12 protein-coding genes, 2 tRNA genes, 2 rRNA genes and 1 pseudogene are annotated in these 15,720 nt (G+C 41.6%); 5 read left to right on the plus strand and 12 right to left on the minus strand.

Annotated features, from left to right (window positions below; translation table 11 throughout):
• The 4 genes from FTU77_RS13675 to FTU77_RS13690 form a co-directional block, all read right to left on the minus strand.
• Positions 1–108, minus strand: a 23S ribosomal RNA gene (locus tag FTU77_RS13675); the annotation flags it as partial.
• Between the two features lie 457 nt (positions 109–565).
• A tRNA-Ala gene (locus FTU77_RS13680) sits at positions 566–641 on the minus strand.
• 106 nt (positions 642–747) lie between these two features.
• Positions 748–824: transfer RNA gene (locus FTU77_RS13685), tRNA-Ile, on the minus strand.
• A gap of 61 nt (positions 825–885) precedes the next feature.
• A 16S ribosomal RNA gene (locus FTU77_RS13690) occupies positions 886–2,423 on the minus strand.
• 465 nt (positions 2,424–2,888) lie between these two features.
• Here FTU77_RS13690 and FTU77_RS13695 point away from each other — a divergent pair.
• Positions 2,889–3,971, plus strand: a pseudogene (locus FTU77_RS13695) (IS4 family transposase).
• A 244-nt stretch (positions 3,972–4,215) separates the two neighbouring features.
• Here the strand turns inward: FTU77_RS13695 and FTU77_RS13700 are convergent.
• Positions 4,216–4,488: a hypothetical protein gene (locus FTU77_RS13700; protein WP_078194471.1), complete on the minus strand. Its 273-nt coding sequence runs from the start codon at positions 4,486–4,488 to the stop codon at positions 4,216–4,218.
• A 224-nt stretch (positions 4,489–4,712) separates the two neighbouring features.
• On the opposite strand from FTU77_RS13700, the gene FTU77_RS13705 reads away from it, so the two are divergent.
• Complete coding sequence (locus FTU77_RS13705; protein ID WP_180022985.1) at positions 4,713–5,354, plus strand: YitT family protein; 642 nt, start codon at positions 4,713–4,715, stop codon at positions 5,352–5,354.
• A gap of 495 nt (positions 5,355–5,849) precedes the next feature.
• Here FTU77_RS13705 and tyrS read toward each other — a convergent pair whose 3' ends face one another.
• On the minus strand, positions 5,850–7,082 hold the full coding sequence (tyrS, locus tag FTU77_RS13710) for a tyrosine--tRNA ligase (RefSeq protein ID WP_180056043.1): 1,233 nt from the start codon (positions 7,080–7,082) through the stop codon (positions 5,850–5,852).
• Between the two features lie 63 nt (positions 7,083–7,145).
• Here tyrS and FTU77_RS13715 point away from each other — a divergent pair, with 63 nt between their 5' ends.
• Positions 7,146–8,273: an anhydro-N-acetylmuramic acid kinase gene (locus FTU77_RS13715; protein WP_078189534.1), complete on the plus strand. Its 1,128-nt coding sequence runs from the start codon at positions 7,146–7,148 to the stop codon at positions 8,271–8,273.
• Positions 8,274–8,329: 56 nt separating this feature from the next.
• Here the strand turns inward: FTU77_RS13715 and FTU77_RS13720 are convergent, their stop codons facing one another.
• The 3 genes from FTU77_RS13720 to purE form a co-directional block, all read right to left on the minus strand.
• A complete protein-coding gene (locus FTU77_RS13720) occupies positions 8,330–9,616 on the minus strand; it encodes a lytic murein transglycosylase (RefSeq protein ID WP_180056025.1) in 1,287 nt (428 codons plus the stop codon).
• A 734-nt stretch (positions 9,617–10,350) separates the two neighbouring features.
• Positions 10,351–11,472 carry a 5-(carboxyamino)imidazole ribonucleotide synthase gene (locus tag FTU77_RS13725; protein WP_168379845.1) on the minus strand — a complete coding sequence of 374 codons (1,122 nt, stop codon included), beginning with the start codon at positions 11,470–11,472 and terminating at the stop codon, positions 10,351–10,353.
• Positions 11,473–11,488: 16 nt separating this feature from the next.
• Positions 11,489–12,001 (minus strand): 5-(carboxyamino)imidazole ribonucleotide mutase, encoded by a 513-nt coding sequence (gene purE, locus FTU77_RS13730; protein WP_180027345.1) that lies wholly within the window; start codon positions 11,999–12,001, stop codon positions 11,489–11,491.
• Between the two features lie 216 nt (positions 12,002–12,217).
• Between purE and FTU77_RS13735 the strand changes: the two genes are divergently transcribed.
• Positions 12,218–12,562 (plus strand): hypothetical protein, encoded by a 345-nt coding sequence (locus FTU77_RS13735; protein WP_257222261.1) that lies wholly within the window; start codon positions 12,218–12,220, stop codon positions 12,560–12,562.
• Positions 12,563–12,691: 129 nt separating this feature from the next.
• Here the strand turns inward: FTU77_RS13735 and FTU77_RS13740 are convergent, their stop codons facing one another.
• Positions 12,692–13,030, minus strand: a complete 339-nt coding sequence (locus FTU77_RS13740) for a DMT family protein (protein ID WP_078189529.1) — start codon at positions 13,028–13,030, stop codon at positions 12,692–12,694.
• A 274-nt stretch (positions 13,031–13,304) separates the two neighbouring features.
• On the opposite strand from FTU77_RS13740, the gene mpl reads away from it, so the two are divergent.
• Complete coding sequence (gene mpl / locus FTU77_RS13745) at positions 13,305–14,669, plus strand: UDP-N-acetylmuramate:L-alanyl-gamma-D-glutamyl-meso-diaminopimelate ligase (RefSeq protein WP_180056026.1); 1,365 nt, start codon at positions 13,305–13,307, stop codon at positions 14,667–14,669.
• Between the two features lie 47 nt (positions 14,670–14,716).
• On the opposite strand, the gene FTU77_RS13750 is transcribed toward mpl, so the two are convergent.
• Both FTU77_RS13750 and FTU77_RS13755 read right to left on the minus strand, forming a co-directional pair.
• On the minus strand, positions 14,717–15,001 hold the full coding sequence (locus FTU77_RS13750) for a GNAT family N-acetyltransferase (RefSeq protein ID WP_180056027.1): 285 nt from the start codon (positions 14,999–15,001) through the stop codon (positions 14,717–14,719).
• A 350-nt stretch (positions 15,002–15,351) separates the two neighbouring features.
• Positions 15,352–15,657, minus strand: coding sequence for a GNAT family N-acetyltransferase (locus FTU77_RS13755; protein ID WP_347269446.1), 306 nt, complete (start codon positions 15,655–15,657; stop codon positions 15,352–15,354).
• Positions 15,658–15,720: the final 63 nt, after the last annotated feature.

Below are 15,720 nucleotides of genomic sequence, written 5' to 3' on the forward strand. Positions count from 1 at the left end.
CCGGATCACAGGATATTTGCCGCCTCCCCGGAGCTTATCGCAGGCTATTACGTCTTTCATCGCCTCTGACTGCCAAGGCATCCACCACATGCACTTAATTACTTGACTATACAACCCCAAACAGTCGCTAATACATACAAGTTGTATTTCGCGTCGCAAACTTAATTGCCACAGTTAGAGTCTCGTGAACTTAATCACTGTACAGCTTCAATTAGATTCATATACCAAAACGCTTGATTCAGTTAATTTCGCTAGTAACTCATTTCATTCAACTTTCACAATTGCTTGTTAGGTTAAATCAAACGAGTATGAACAAATTATTTCAACTCAAATATATTCTGTTAATGATTTTTCCAGCCTTCGTCAGGTCAGGAAACTGTGATAAATCACAGAGCTTAATAACAATGAAGCGAATCATACGCCACTTTGTTGCTAAGCTCTATAACCTAAGCACTTGATCGCTTAAGGACTAAACAACTTCAACACTGCATGATCACATACTGCGCGAAGCGTAGCTTCTTGCTTAAATTTCAAGGAAAAACGTTGTTTTTCTTATCTTGAAATTTGGTGGAGACTAGGAGAGTCGAACTCCTGACCTCCTGCGTGCAAAGCAGGCGCTCTACCAACTAAGCTAAGTCCCCAGCTTATCAATTAAGTCAATGTATCGTATTACTGCCTGCGCACTCACTTTCGTTCGTTAGCCTTGCGTTCGGGCAAAACATGTTTTGCTGACCCTCACTCAAGTAGTGGTGGGTCTGACAAGACTTGAACTTGTGACCCCACGCTTATCAAGCGTGTGCTCTAACCAACTGAGCTACAGACCCTCAGATACATCGTCATGAAGAACAACTTGTTGTGGATTCTTACCAATCGTCAATCTTTCGTTAAGGAGGTGATCCAGCCGCAGGTTCCCCTACGGCTACCTTGTTACGACTTCACCCCAGTCATCGGCCACACCGTGGTAAGCGTCCTCCTTACGGTTAGACTACCTACTTCTGGTGCAACAAACTCCCATGGTGTGACGGGCGGTGTGTACAAGGCCCGGGAACGTATTCACCGCGGCATTCTGATCCGCGATTACTAGCGATTCCGACTTCACGCAGTCGAGTTGCAGACTGCGATCCGGACTACGATCGGCTTTTTGAGATTAGCATCTGCTCGCGCAGTAGCAACCCTTTGTACCGACCATTGTAGCACGTGTGTAGCCCTGGCCGTAAGGGCCATGATGACTTGACGTCGTCCCCGCCTTCCTCCAGTTTGTCACTGGCAGTATCCTTAAAGTTCCCACCCGAAGTGCTGGCAAATAAGGAAAAGGGTTGCGCTCGTTGCGGGACTTAACCCAACATCTCACGACACGAGCTGACGACAGCCATGCAGCACCTGTATCAGAGTTCCCGAAGGCACCAATCCATCTCTGGAAAGTTCTCTGTATGTCAAGGCCAGGTAAGGTTCTTCGCGTTGCATCGAATTAAACCACATGCTCCACCGCTTGTGCGGGCCCCCGTCAATTCATTTGAGTTTTAGTCTTGCGACCGTACTCCCCAGGCGGTCTACTTATCGCGTTAGCTGCGCCACTAAAGCCTCAAGGGCCCCAACGGCTAGTAGACATCGTTTACGGCATGGACTACCAGGGTATCTAATCCTGTTTGCTCCCCATGCTTTCGCACCTCAGTGTCAGTATTAGGCCAGATGGCTGCCTTCGCCATCGGTATTCCTCCAGATCTCTACGCATTTCACCGCTACACCTGGAATTCTACCATCCTCTCCCATACTCTAGCTAACCAGTATCGAATGCAATTCCCAAGTTAAGCTCGGGGATTTCACATTTGACTTAATTAGCCACCTACGCGCGCTTTACGCCCAGTAAATCCGATTAACGCTTGCACCCTCTGTATTACCGCGGCTGCTGGCACAGAGTTAGCCGGTGCTTATTCTGCGAGTAACGTCCACTTATCCCGGGTATTAACCAGGTAAGCCTCCTCCTCGCTTAAAGTGCTTTACAACCAAAAGGCCTTCTTCACACACGCGGCATGGCTGGATCAGGGTTCCCCCCATTGTCCAATATTCCCCACTGCTGCCTCCCGTAGGAGTCTGGGCCGTGTCTCAGTCCCAGTGTGGCGGATCATCCTCTCAGACCCGCTACAGATCGTCGCCTTGGTAGGCCTTTACCCCACCAACTAGCTAATCCGACTTAGGCTCATCTATTAGCGCAAGGTCCGAAGATCCCCTGCTTTCTCCCGTAGGACGTATGCGGTATTAGCATCCCTTTCGGAACGTTGTCCCCCACTAATAGGCAGATTCCTAAGCATTACTCACCCGTCCGCCGCTAGGAATCAGGTGCAAGCACCCTATCCCCGCTCGACTTGCATGTGTTAAGCCTGCCGCCAGCGTTCAATCTGAGCCATGATCAAACTCTTCAGTTAAAATCATTTCGAACTTTATAAGTAAAGTTCTTAAACTTGGCTCATCAATTTTCTGACTTAAATTTCGCTCAAATAAACTTCGAGTAATTTAAACCAATCAATCAATGAAAATAATTTCGATCAATCAACCAGTAAAAATCCACACAAGTTGTTCTTCATAATCTCTTAATGATCTTTCTAACATCTCGTCAATGCCAGAAGCTGGACTTCGATAAACTTAACAACCCAACGCTTCGTGTTTCGTTCGTTTCCGTCTATCTCGTCGGTATGGGTGCATTCTAGAGGATTTCAGAATCATTGCAACCCCCAATTCACTATATTTTTCACGTATGTATTTTTTATAAGCGTTTTTGCTAAAAAAATTGCACTTTTACCTATTTTTTAAGCATTTTTTCTTTGTACACGACAAAAAAAGATAACTCATTGAAATAATGGCATAGTACTTGTTTTCTGACGACGAATATGATGACACATTTCAATGAGTTACATCTCATCTTAAACAAATATCTAAAGTGGAACAAGTCACATGCAAAATGTTTTACACTGATTATGCTTGCATTAATTGTAAAAACAGACATGTAATCTTTCTTCTTCATCTAAAGCCTTACCCATCAAGTGCTTACCACAATCATTTTATCGACGTATACAACGCTTCTTTGCAGATCAGTATTTCGATTATCGTCAAATTTCTCAGTTAATTTTCAATATATTTTCATTCGATAAAGTCCAATTAACTTTGGATAGAACTAATTGGAAATGGGGAAAACGAGATATTAATATCTTGATGTTAGCCATCGTCTATCGTGGAATAGCGATACCTATTGTTTGGACATTGCTCAATAAACGTGGAAATTCAGATACAAAAGAGCGTATTGCTTTGATTCAACGCTTTATCTCCATTTTTGGTAAAGATCGTATTGTGAATGTGTTTGCAGACAGAGAATTTATCGGTGAGAAATGGTTAATTGAAAATGACATTAACTTCTGTATACGTGTTAAAAAAACTTTATTGTGACCAATCACTTAGCCAAGAATCATAAAATTAGTGATTTATTTCGTCATCTTCAAGTTGGTCAAACTGAATGTCGTAAACGACGTATTTGGGTTGGTCGAGTGAAACTGTATATTAGTGCGCTACGATTAGAAGATGGAGAACTTTTACTTGTTGTTTCTCCTATGTTTAATGCTTCTGCTATTCGTGATTATGCATTGCGCTGGGAAATCGAAACGTTATTTAGTTGTCTCAAAGGACGTGGATTCAATCTTGAAAATACTCGTTTAACAGACCCTAGACGAGTCAAGAAATTGATAGCAGTGCTAGCTATCGGTTTCTGTTGGTGCTATTTAACAGGTGAATGGCAACATGATCGGAAAAAAGCGATAAAAATAAAGAAGCATGGACGACTTTCAGTAAGTTTATTTCGCTACGGTTTGGACTATGTTCAAATGGCTATTCTACGTTTGATTGGTTTTGGAAAAAAAGAAGAATTTAAGAAAGTGCTAGCAATTTTAAGAAAGAAAAAGCCTGATAGGACAAGGATCCTATGAAATTTGTCGTGTACAGAGGCATTTTTTATAAATTTTTAGCAAATAGTCGATATTTAATTAAGTAAATTTCTTATATCTAGCAAATCTTTTTCAGCGCTTTTAAGTCTAATAAAAGTGACTTTGATTGCTTATTAATCATTAGTCTACTTTTCTGCCTCAAAGCACATCATTTTTTTCTGTCATCACACCGATTCAAGCTTTATAGACTTTTTTTGCGTGCATTTTTATATTTCCCAGCATTCTTTTAACGTTCATATGCTAAATGTTGCATGACTTCCAAGATGACTTGTTGCTTTCCACGGAAATCTTCAGCAGAAAATAGCAGCTTTGCACGTCGAGGGAGTTGTTCTCGTACCAATGCAAATAGTTGGTACTGTGCTGCGATATCCAAATCATGTAATTGTTGCTGCGCCTCACAAAATAATGCTCGCTTATGCTGTGTGGTTTGGTAGTCAAATAAATATCTCAAGATTCGATCGATCTGTTCATCATGATTATCGGTATTGTAATACGCCATGTTGTTGCTCTTTTTTGATTTTTGACCATTGTTCCATAAGGCCTGTTTTTGCAAAAATCATTTTAATTACATGCTTAGTCATTTTTGCTGATAAAAATACAGCCTATTTATTTGAATAATCACTATTAACGATCACAGTCATAAAAAGCCACTATTTTTGGGCTTTAGACGCATAGAGCGCAGGCTGCATTTCACGTACACTCTTTTTATTTTTTAGGTGCAGGATGCCAACACAGTTTTTTCCACGCTTATTCTTACTATTAAGCGGATTAGGATTATTAGCTTTTGGTGTCGTACTCTCTATACATTCAAATTTAGGGACATCCCCTATTTCTTCGGTGCCCTACAGCTTTAGCTATATCTTTCCACTCACCGTCGGCACATTAACAGTATTAATGCATATCGTCATGATTCTGCTGCAAATGCTGATCTTAAAATCACGCTTTCAGTGGATACAGTGGCTGCAATTACCCGTGGGAATTTTGTTTGGTGCATTTATTGACGGTTTAATGTGGCTGACCCAAGGCTGGAGCATAGAAAGTTACCCACTTCAACTCCTGGCTTGCTTGGCAAGTTGCCTGATTACCGCTTTAGGTGTGAGCTTAGTGGTCAAAGCCAGTCTAGTCCTCTTAGCCGCAGAAGGTCTCTATCAAGCCATTGCTATTCGTTATCGCCTTGATTTTGGCAACTGTAAAACCTATGGCGACATTGTCTTGGTCAGTATTGCGGTTATCAGCAGTTGGCTGGTCTTACATCAAGTCATCGGAGTCCGTGAAGGCACCATTATTACCGCACTTTTAGTGGGAACATTAGTTAAGCGGATCTTACCTAAATTAAGCTTCATTCAATTTGGCTCTAAGCCCTAAAATAAAACTCCATGAACATCTATCTGAGTAAAGACATTTTAAAGCTCGATTGAATCGGGCTTTTTTTCTGGCGCGATTAAAATCTTTAATACAGAAATGAATGTGATTTTTGAAAGGAATAGCTCAATTTTACAAATAAAAAAGGGAAAGATCTCTCCCAAAATCTTTCCCTTAGAATTGAATCTTTAGTCGATCCATCGTGTAGTTATTATAGTTATTTGTTAACTCACTAAAAAAAGAGTCCCTTGGGGAAGAGACTTATAAAAAGTGGAGTTATCGTTATGTACCCTCTAGATGGTATATATATCTCTCTAGATGAATAAATCTTATACATAAAATTCAAGAAATGCAACACATTTGGCAAAATTTAAGTGTTGTTTTTATAAGGTTTTTTTTGAATTTGCTTATTTATATTATTAATATATTAATTGGTAAAAAAAAGCAGGCCGAAGCCTGCTTTTAATTCAATAACTTAACTAAAAATTCAAGAATTTATTAGTCGGTAAAAGTTACTTTTGCGATCGCTTTTTTGCTCGCTTGGATGATCAAAGTTTTGTTTTCTGACACAGCATAACCTGCATCAACCACTTCCCAATCCACTTTCACTGCACCACGACCAATTGCATCTTTTGCTTGAGCAGCATTTTTAGTCAAACCCGCTTCACGCAAAATAGAAGTAATGAAAATCTCACCACCAAATGCGCCACGAGAAATAGTCACTTCTGGTGTACCTTCTGGAAGTTCACCTTCAGTAATCAAATTACCTGCACCTTTGTGCGCATTTGCCGCAGCTTCTGCGCCATGGAAACGTTCAACCAATTCAAGTGCAAGAATTTTCTTCACTTCTTGTGGATTACGGCCTTCAGCCACTTCTTTGAGCAACTGTTGAATTTCTTCAATCGATTTAAAGCTCAACAAGTCAAAGTAACGTTCGATCAAATCATCTGGCATTGAAAGCACTTTTTGGTACATCGCACCCGGTGCATCAAAGACTGCAATATAGTTACCCAAAGATTTAGACATTTTATTTACGCCGTCTAAACCTTCAAGAATTGGCACAGTAATGCACACTTGAGATTCTTGGTCATAACGGCTTTGTAATGTACGACCCATCAGCAAGTTAAAGGTTTGGTCGGTACCCCCCAACTCTACATCCGCTTCTAGCGCAACTGAATCATAACCTTGCACCAATGGATATAAAAACTCGTGAATCGCAATCGGTTGATGGTTGTTATAACGTTTAGTGAAGTCATCACGTTCCAACATTCGTGCCACAGTTTGCTGTGAAGCCAACTGAATCAAGTCAGCAGCAGTTTTTTGACCAAACCACTCTGAGTTGAACACAACTTTAGTTTTCGCAGGGTCAAGAATCTTAAATACTTGTTCTTGATAAGTTTTAGCATTTTCTAAAACTTTTTCACGAGACAACGGCGGACGCGTAGCGCTCTTACCCGTTGGGTCACCGATCATGGCTGTATAGTCACCAATCAGGAAGTAAACTTCATGACCTAAATCTTGGAAAACTTTTAATTTATTAATCAGAACCGTATGACCTAAATGTAAATCAGGTGCAGTCGGGTCAAAACCCGCTTTAATTTTTAATGGGCGATTCTGCTTTAATTTCTTAAGAAGATCTTCTTCAGAAATAATCTCATGTGTGCCTCGTTGAATGAGGGCAAGTTGTTCTTCAGCCGGCAGGAAATTTGACATCACAAAATCCAAATAGATCAGTTATACAATTTGTGCGATATACTAACACTTTTTCAGCACATTGCAGGCTTAAGAATCATCATGACAGCGATCTACATTGGGGTAATGACCGGCACAAGCATGGATGGTGTCGATATTGTTGCTGCTTCTTTTGATCCTTTAGAGATTCATGCGACGCTCACACTTCCCTTTGACCCAGACCTTCGTGATGAACTAATGGCTCTCACCTTGCCTGATGACAACGAAATTGATCGTATGGGTAAGGCAGACGTTGCTTTAGCTCAAATGATCGGTCATGGCATCAATGAGTTGATCGAGAAGAATCAGCTAGATCGTAGTCAAATCAAGGCGATTGGCTCACATGGACAAACCATTCGCCACCGCCCTGAACATGGTTTTACCCTGCAAATTGGCGACCCCAATATTATTACCGAACTCACTAAAATCCCTGTGATTTCAGACTTCCGCCGCCGTGATATGGCTGCAGGTGGTCAAGGGGCACCGTTGGTACCTGCATTTCATCAAGCGCTTTTCCAACATGACACTATTCACCGTGTGATTTTAAACTTGGGCGGAATTGCCAATGTCAGCATGTTACCTGCAGGCAAACCTGAAGATGTCTATGGCTTTGATACAGGCCCTGCCAACATTTTAATGGATGCTTGGTGCGAACGTTATACTGGTCAGCCGTATGATGAAAATGGCAACTGGGCGGCTTATGGTCAGCCCATTCGCAGCCTGCTCGACCGCTTACAAGCACATGAGTTTTTCTCTAAAGAACCACCTAAAAGCACAGGCCGTGAAGATTTCAATCTTGAATGGTTAGATGAACAGATTCTCGATTGGCGTGGAGATCTCGAATATGACGAACTCGAAGATACACCAGAAAACATTCAAGCAACCTTAATGAAACTCACCACACGTGCCATTAAAAAAGCCATTTACCGTTCTGATATGGATACTGGTGAAGTCTATGTATGCGGTGGTGGTGCATACAATTCGCACCTATTAGAGCAACTGCGCTGGCGTTTACGTAAACATGAATGGACGGTACAAAGTACCGCAGATTTAGGCTTAAGCCCAACATGGGTGGAAGCCACAGCCTTTGCTTGGTTGGCGATGCGCTTTGTCAATCAGCTTAGTGCAAATTTACCAAGTGTGACTGGTGCTGCTGGCTATCGTATCTTAGGTACAATCACTGCGGTTTAAGAGTCAAAAACATATAAAAAAGGTCTGCAATTGCAGACCTTTTTATTATTGATGAATTAACGCATCATATTTTTCGCATTTTCATTGCGAAATGCGCGTAAAATCTGTTGCCCTGCACGTCCTGTTGGACTTAAACCCAGTCGATTTTGCTCTTGTCGAATAGCTTGACGGGTTTTATCTCCAATTAATCCATCCACTTTACCAATGTCATAGCCACGGTTAAGTAAAAATTGTTGAATCTCTCGTCGTTCCGCACGTGAAGTCCCAGGATCATCGGTTGGCCATGTCGTACTAAAGCCACCCTTGCCTTGCAAGCGATCGGATAAATGCGCAATCGCTAATGCATAACTCTCTGCCGCATTATAGCTGTAGATTGCATCGAAATTTTTAAACACCAAGAACACAGGCCCACTTGCCCCAGCCGGTGCCATTAAACCTGCTTGGCTCGATCCAGAAAGGTTACCTTGAATTAACGGCGTACCATCGGCACGCTGCAAACCACGATTCATCCAGCTGTCTAATGACTTTTTATTACGGCGACTTTCTCCACTGATCGACATGCCATCCGGAATTTTGACTTCAAAGCCCCACGGCTGACCAGTTTGCCAACCACGCTTTTTCAGGAAGTTGGCTGTAGATGCCAACGCATCCGTGGTACTCGACACCAAATCACGGCGGCCATCACCATCAAAATCCACGGCCAGTTCTTCATAGGTACTCGGCATAAATTGGGTATGACCAAATGCACCTGCCCACGAACCTTTCAATTGTGATTCATTTAAATCACCACGCTGCAAAATCCGCATGGCTGCAAAAAACTCGCCACGGAAATAGCTTTGGCGGCGCCCTTCACAACTTAAAGTGCCCAATGACTGTAATAAAGGATAGCTACCCGCAATATCACCAAAATTACTCTCCACCCCCCAAACCGCGACCACGGTTTCAGCAGGCACACCATAAGCCGCTGCGACACGGTTTAATACATCACGATGCTGCGCCAATTTCTGCCGACCCAGTTGTACACGCTCTTCATCCACCAGTCCTGACAAATAGTCCCAAATCGGTGTTGAAAACTCAGGCTGATAGTTGAGCTTTTCAATCACAGAATAATCAGGTGTTAAATTTTGTGTATAGCGATCATAAGTTGACGCATTCACACCAGCATTCATTGCTTGCGAGCGCAAATTGGCTAAACAGCCTTGAAAGTTATTTTGTGGTGAAATGCTGCTTGTTGCAGGCATGCTCGACGCATTGACAGACTGACCATTAATAATCAACTCGGCATTTGCCTGAGTTATTGCCAAAAAAGCAGTCCCGAAAACAAATCCTAAGTGATGCTTCATACCCTTGATCTTTTTTTGAATTTAAATTGTTGCTTTAACAATAGCAGCTCAAAGCAAAAGTTAAAGGTTCAAAACGTAAATTTAAATTCATAATTTCTACTTATTTAAATTCATTTTTTAAATTTGAATTCAAAAGCAGTTATCCACAACCCAGTTTTAAATTCATTACAAACCAAACAGCGGTTTAAATTTAAATTCAAAACTTTTAAATTTAAAAATAAACTGCATGTAGAAAAAGTTATCCACAAATTCAAAATGGCGTGACAATTCATTTTTTTATTGTTGATAATCAAAACATTATAGTTCTTAAAAGACTCTCTTTATAGATCCAATAAGTCTGATCAACTTTTAAATTCAAATTTTTTAAATTTAAACACAACGAAATGAATTCATTTTTTCAAATTTAAATTCATAAACTTTGAATTCATTGTTTTCGGTATCGGATTTTTTGAATTCAAATTCATGGTTTAAATTTAAAAACACAATTTGAATTCAAAACACATTGGTTATTTTTGATTTTGATTCACACACATCGCAGGCCATTGATACAGAAAAAACCATACGAAGATTAGCGCAGAATATTTATAAACGAACGAACACTTTATGATCAATAGTTTCTTGTCGTTTCACCGATAAGCGGTGTGATTTTGCAAAGAGGCGCAATGATGCCCGAACTACAGCGATAAAAAAAGCGGCCATGTGCATGACCGCTTTTTTATCATTCAAACTCAGGTTTAAATGGTCATATCTTCGCTAAGTGCCAATGGATTCGGCAAAATTTTCGCCAAAGCACGACATAAAGCTGTTAATTCAGCGGTATCGTTCGGCATTAAAGTGATGTGACCAATTTTGCGACCTTCACGCTCTGTTTTGTTATACAGATGCAAATGCGCGCCATTCAGTGCCAATACATCTTCAGATTTCGGATGTTGACCAATGATGTTTACCATGACCGTTGGACGAACAACTTCAGTCGAACCCAAAGGTAGACCTGCTACAGCACGAATGTGGTTTTCAAACTGTGAACACACTGCGCCTTCAATCGACCAATGCCCAGAGTTATGCACACGTGGCGCCATCTCATTGGCATATAAGCCTTTATCTGTCACAAACAGCTCTAGCGTCAAAACACCGACATAATTCAAATGATTGAGCAGGCGAGTAATGTAGTCTTGCGCAACTGGTTGTAAGTCTGCGCTGTTTGGCGCAGGCACAATCGAATGCGACAAAATGCCGTTGTGGTGGTGGTTTTCCGCCAATGGCCATGTTTTCACATCACCGTCTTGACCACGCACCGCAATAATTGAGACTTCACGTGAGAAGGTTACAAAGCTTTCCGCAATCAATTCACCAGCAGGGCCCAGTTCAGCCCATGCTTGATCCATTTGCTCAGCGCTACGTAGCACGAATTGGCCTTTACCATCATAACCGCCACGCGATGTTTTCAGTACGATGGGTAAACCCAGCTCAGCAACAGCGGCTTCCAAACTCTCTAAAGACGTCACAGCCTTATAGGGTGCAACTGGAATAGCTAATTCATCAAACAAGGCTTTTTCAGACAAACGATGCTGTGCAATCGCTAAAGCTTGACGCGGCGGGTGCAGTGCTTTGTTCTTGGTCAACACATCAACATCTGCTAACGGGGTATTTTCAAACTCTAAGCTGAAAACATCTGCACTCTGAATGAAATCTTGCAAGCCATTTTCAGCTTGGGTCGAAATCACTGGACCTAGGGCTGCAGAAGGGCAGTCGGTACTCGCTTCAAAGAAGGTGCATTGAATGTTTAAAGGTAATGCCGCTTGCGCCATCATACGACCAAGCTGGCCACCACCAAAAATACCAATGGTTTTATCCATGAGAAATGCCCCTTAATTAAGCTTGACCCGGAATATTTTTACTCGCCACTTTATCGGTTTGCGCAGCGCGGAAATCTGCAACATTTTTTGCGATATCAGGACGCGTTAAACCTAAAATTTGTGCCGCCATGATCGCTGCATTGGTTGCACCCGCTGGGCCAATCGCCAAAGTACCAACTGCAATACCTGCTGGCATTTGCACGATAGACAGCAATGAATCCACGCCGTTTAAAATCGATGATTTTACCGGTACACCAAGTACAGGCAGGTCAGTCTTCGCTGCGCACATGCCTGGCAAATGTGCAGCACCGCCAGCACCGGCAATAATCACTTGAATACCACGATCACGTGCGGTTTCGGCATATTCGAATAATCGATCTGGAGTTCGGTGTGCAGATACTACTTCCGCTTCAAATGGGACGCCAAGCTGTTTGAGCATATTGGCAGTGTTTTCTAGCGTTGCCCAATCCGATTGAGAACCCATGATAATTCCAACGAGAGGAGTGTCTTGTGAAGCGGCCGCATTCATTGCAATGTTTCCAGAGATTAAAGTAAGAGAGAGTAAATCTCGACTAGAGCCAAGCTTTAATAAGAGCCCCGTATTATAGACTGAAAATTCATCTCAATAAAATTTAACGGTTGTCTTTAAAGAGAAAACTCCATAATATTTTGATGAAAATATTTTTATTTTTTTCAATTTTATAAAAACTTTTATTAAATCAATATTTATAACAACACTTTAAATATGAAACAGATGTTTATCCTGCTCACTCTAGCCCTAAGCTCTCAAAGTTTTGCCCAACTCGTTCAACTCAATACGAACCAATTTGTGAAAGAATTTAACCTTTTACAGCAACAAAAAGACTATAACGGCCAAATTAAGAGTAATGGCTACATCCACGAAAAATTTTTAGTCACCGGAAAATCGATCATTGATGAACGTGAGTCGTTCAAAATGACAGGCTATTACAAAGCAGATGATGGCCGTGATAACATGTATTCAATTTCAGAATATCGTGTGTATTGTGATGACCAAAGCTTTGGTTTTGCACTCATGGACTTTGAAGCAGACGGTCAAAGACTGTACTAACCAATGAGAGTGATTATACCTTTGACTATGAAGATCCCACTCCACGAGACCGTGAGTTTAGTAAAGTCCTCAAAAATGCCTGCAAACACGCCTCACTTAAATGATCAGAGCCATGCAGCATTGGATCAGTTAAGCACTGCGAAACACGAAATAGACACATCCAAAAAGGCATAAACCTGCCCACAAATAGTCCAACTTAAAGGGTTGTTTAAAAAGGAAAATCATAAATGGAACGAAGACCAATAGCGTCACGACTTCTTGTGTGATTTTCATTTGACCCAAAGACCACCCATGTTTGGCCAACAGTCGCGTTGCTGGGATCATAAAACTATATTCGAGTAATGCTATAGCCCATCCAAATAAAATCGCTTGCCAGAGCGGCGCATCATGTAGAAATTTCAGATGTCCATACCAGGCCAAAGTCATAAAACAGTTGGAGATAATCAATAAAAATAGGGCAAGTGACATAAGCAATCAAGATCGCAAAAAATTGCGCTTATTGTACGTTTTTCATCACAATTTCGCGCCTATTTTCCGTGTTTTTATCCTCAAGAAAATTGCGTACATTTGATCAGTTACGTGCTCAATCTTTTTGCACGATCTCATACAAAAAAATCTATCTTTTCGCTAAGACCCTTGCTATGGTTGCTCTCAAATGAAATTAACCTTTTCAACCAAATCTATAATGACAACACCACAATAACAAAGTGATGTGTCGATAAAAGCAGTGGAGTTAGAACGAATGCATCTGCATATCTTGGGTATTTGTGGCACCTTTATGGGTTCATTGGCGCTCTTGGCGCGTGATTTAGGACATAAGGTGACGGGTTCAGACCAAAACGTTTACCCACCAATGTCTACCCAATTGGAAAATGCAGGCATTACCTTAATGCAAGGCTATGACCGTAGCCACCTTCAACCACACCCAGATCTCGTGATTGTCGGCAATGCCATGAAACGTGGCATTGATGCAGTGGAATACATGCTGAACGAAGGCCTACCTTATATTTCTGGCCCACAGTTCCTTGCAGACCACGTCCTACAAGGCAAACATGTCTTAGGCGTTGCAGGCACGCATGGTAAAACCACAACCACAACCATGTTGGCATGGGTGCTCGATCAAGCGGGTTTAAACCCAGGTTTCTTGATTGGCGGAGTACCTTTAGGCTTTAGTGAAAGCGCACGTTTAGGCGGTGGTGAATATTTCTGTGTAGAAGCCGATGAATATGATTCGGCATTTTTCGACAAACGCTCTAAGTTTGTACATTACCATCCTAAAACAGCGATTTTAAATAACCTTGAATTTGACCATGCCGATATCTTCGATGATTTGGCTGCGATTCAAAAGCAATTCCATCATCTAGTGCGTACTATTCCAAGTGAAGGCCGTATCATTGCGCCCATCACAGAGACAAATATTGATGAAGTCTTGGAAATGGGTTGCTGGACACCTGTGGTGCGAACATCTTTAGATGCCAATGACCAATCTGAACTGTATGCAGAGCAATTGTCTGCTGACGGTTCACATTTCAAAGTGCTACAGCATGGTGTCGTGAAAGGCGAAGTCAAATGGAATATGACTGGGCAACACAGTGTAGCCAATGCTTTGGCAACCATTGCTGCGGCTGAACATGTCGGTGTTTCGATTGAAACGGCGTGTGAAGCACTTTCAAACTTTGGCGGTGTAAAACGTCGTATGGAGCTTTTGGGCACAGTCCGTGGCGTTGAAGTGTATGACGACTTTGCACATCACCCAACGGCGATTGATACCACGTTAGAAGGTGCGCGTAAGCGTCTGGGTCAACGTAAACTTTGGGCGGTGATTGAGCCACGTTCTAATACCATGCGCATGGGTAGCCATAAAGATGGCCTTGCACATTCTGCACGCTTAGCGGATGAAGTGATTTGGTATCAACCTGAAGGTTTGGATTGGGATCTACAGCCTGTGATTGAAGCTGCTGCGAATAAAGCTGTCGTGGCGCGTTCACTGGATGACATCATTCAAACCATCGTAAGCGAGGCAGGCGAGGGCGATGCTGTAGTGATTATGTCGAATGGCGGTTTTGGTGGTTTACATCAGAAGTTGATCAGTGCATTAAAAGCCTAAATCAACTGGATAAAATGAAAGAAGCCCGCGAAGCGGGCTTCTTTTGTTTATGCAGCAACATCCATAAAACTTTTTTCTCGACGAAACATCACGTCTACATAAGAACAGGTTGGAATAATTTTTAAGTGTTTCTCACGAGCGAACTCCACCAAATGATCCAATAACACACGAGCAACCCCTTGCCCACGTAAGGAATCATCTACCCACGTGTGATTTGCCACAATAGTGTGTTCATCACGCCATAAGTAACTCATTTCTGCGAGGCGTATACCCTCAGCATTTAACTGAAAAAATTCACCTTTTTGACCGTTATCTTGATGTTGCATAGTCACTGTTTTTTCTTCCTTTTTATGAAAAAATACACCGTGTAACAAACGAGAAAGTGATCGGTACAGAACTTAAACGACCTATATTCAACTGTAGGTGATAATAAATCCGTACACCTTTCACATTAATTAAAAAACAATTAAATCACACTTGCCGGATATTTTTATTATGGACCTTTATCTTGTCGCTATCTTTGTATTACTGATTGCTGCAGCATGCTTGGTTGTATCGCTGTATAAATCACGATCTTAATTCAATTTCATAGCTAGATTTCAAATAAAAGAACAGCCTGATTGCAATACGATCAGGCTATTTTTATTTATCCAAATGATTAATCTACATCACGCTATACAATTTAGCGTAGAACATCACGAATCGATTCATCTTTATCAAATACAGATTTTGCAAAAGGGCAGAGTGGAATAATTTTCACGTTCTTTTCCCGAGCAAAATTCACTGCTGCATCGAGGAGATGTCGTCCAACACCTTGTCCTCGCAAGCTGTCACTGACATCGGTATGATCAATAATAAATTTATCATCGCCTGCCCATGAGTAAGTCATCTCTGCCAAACGCTCCCCATCTTGCTCAACAAAAAAAGCCCCTTTTTTTTGATCATCATCTTGTTGTACAAACATTTTAAATTTCCTCCATTTTTTTATAAATTGGCATGTAATGCAGGTCAACTCTGTTGTTTTTGTATTAATTTAAACCGCATGCACAGG

The sequence above is a fragment of the Acinetobacter sp. YH12142 genome (genome assembly GCF_013418435.1).
Taxonomy (GTDB): domain Bacteria; phylum Pseudomonadota; class Gammaproteobacteria; order Pseudomonadales; family Moraxellaceae; genus Acinetobacter; species Acinetobacter amyesii.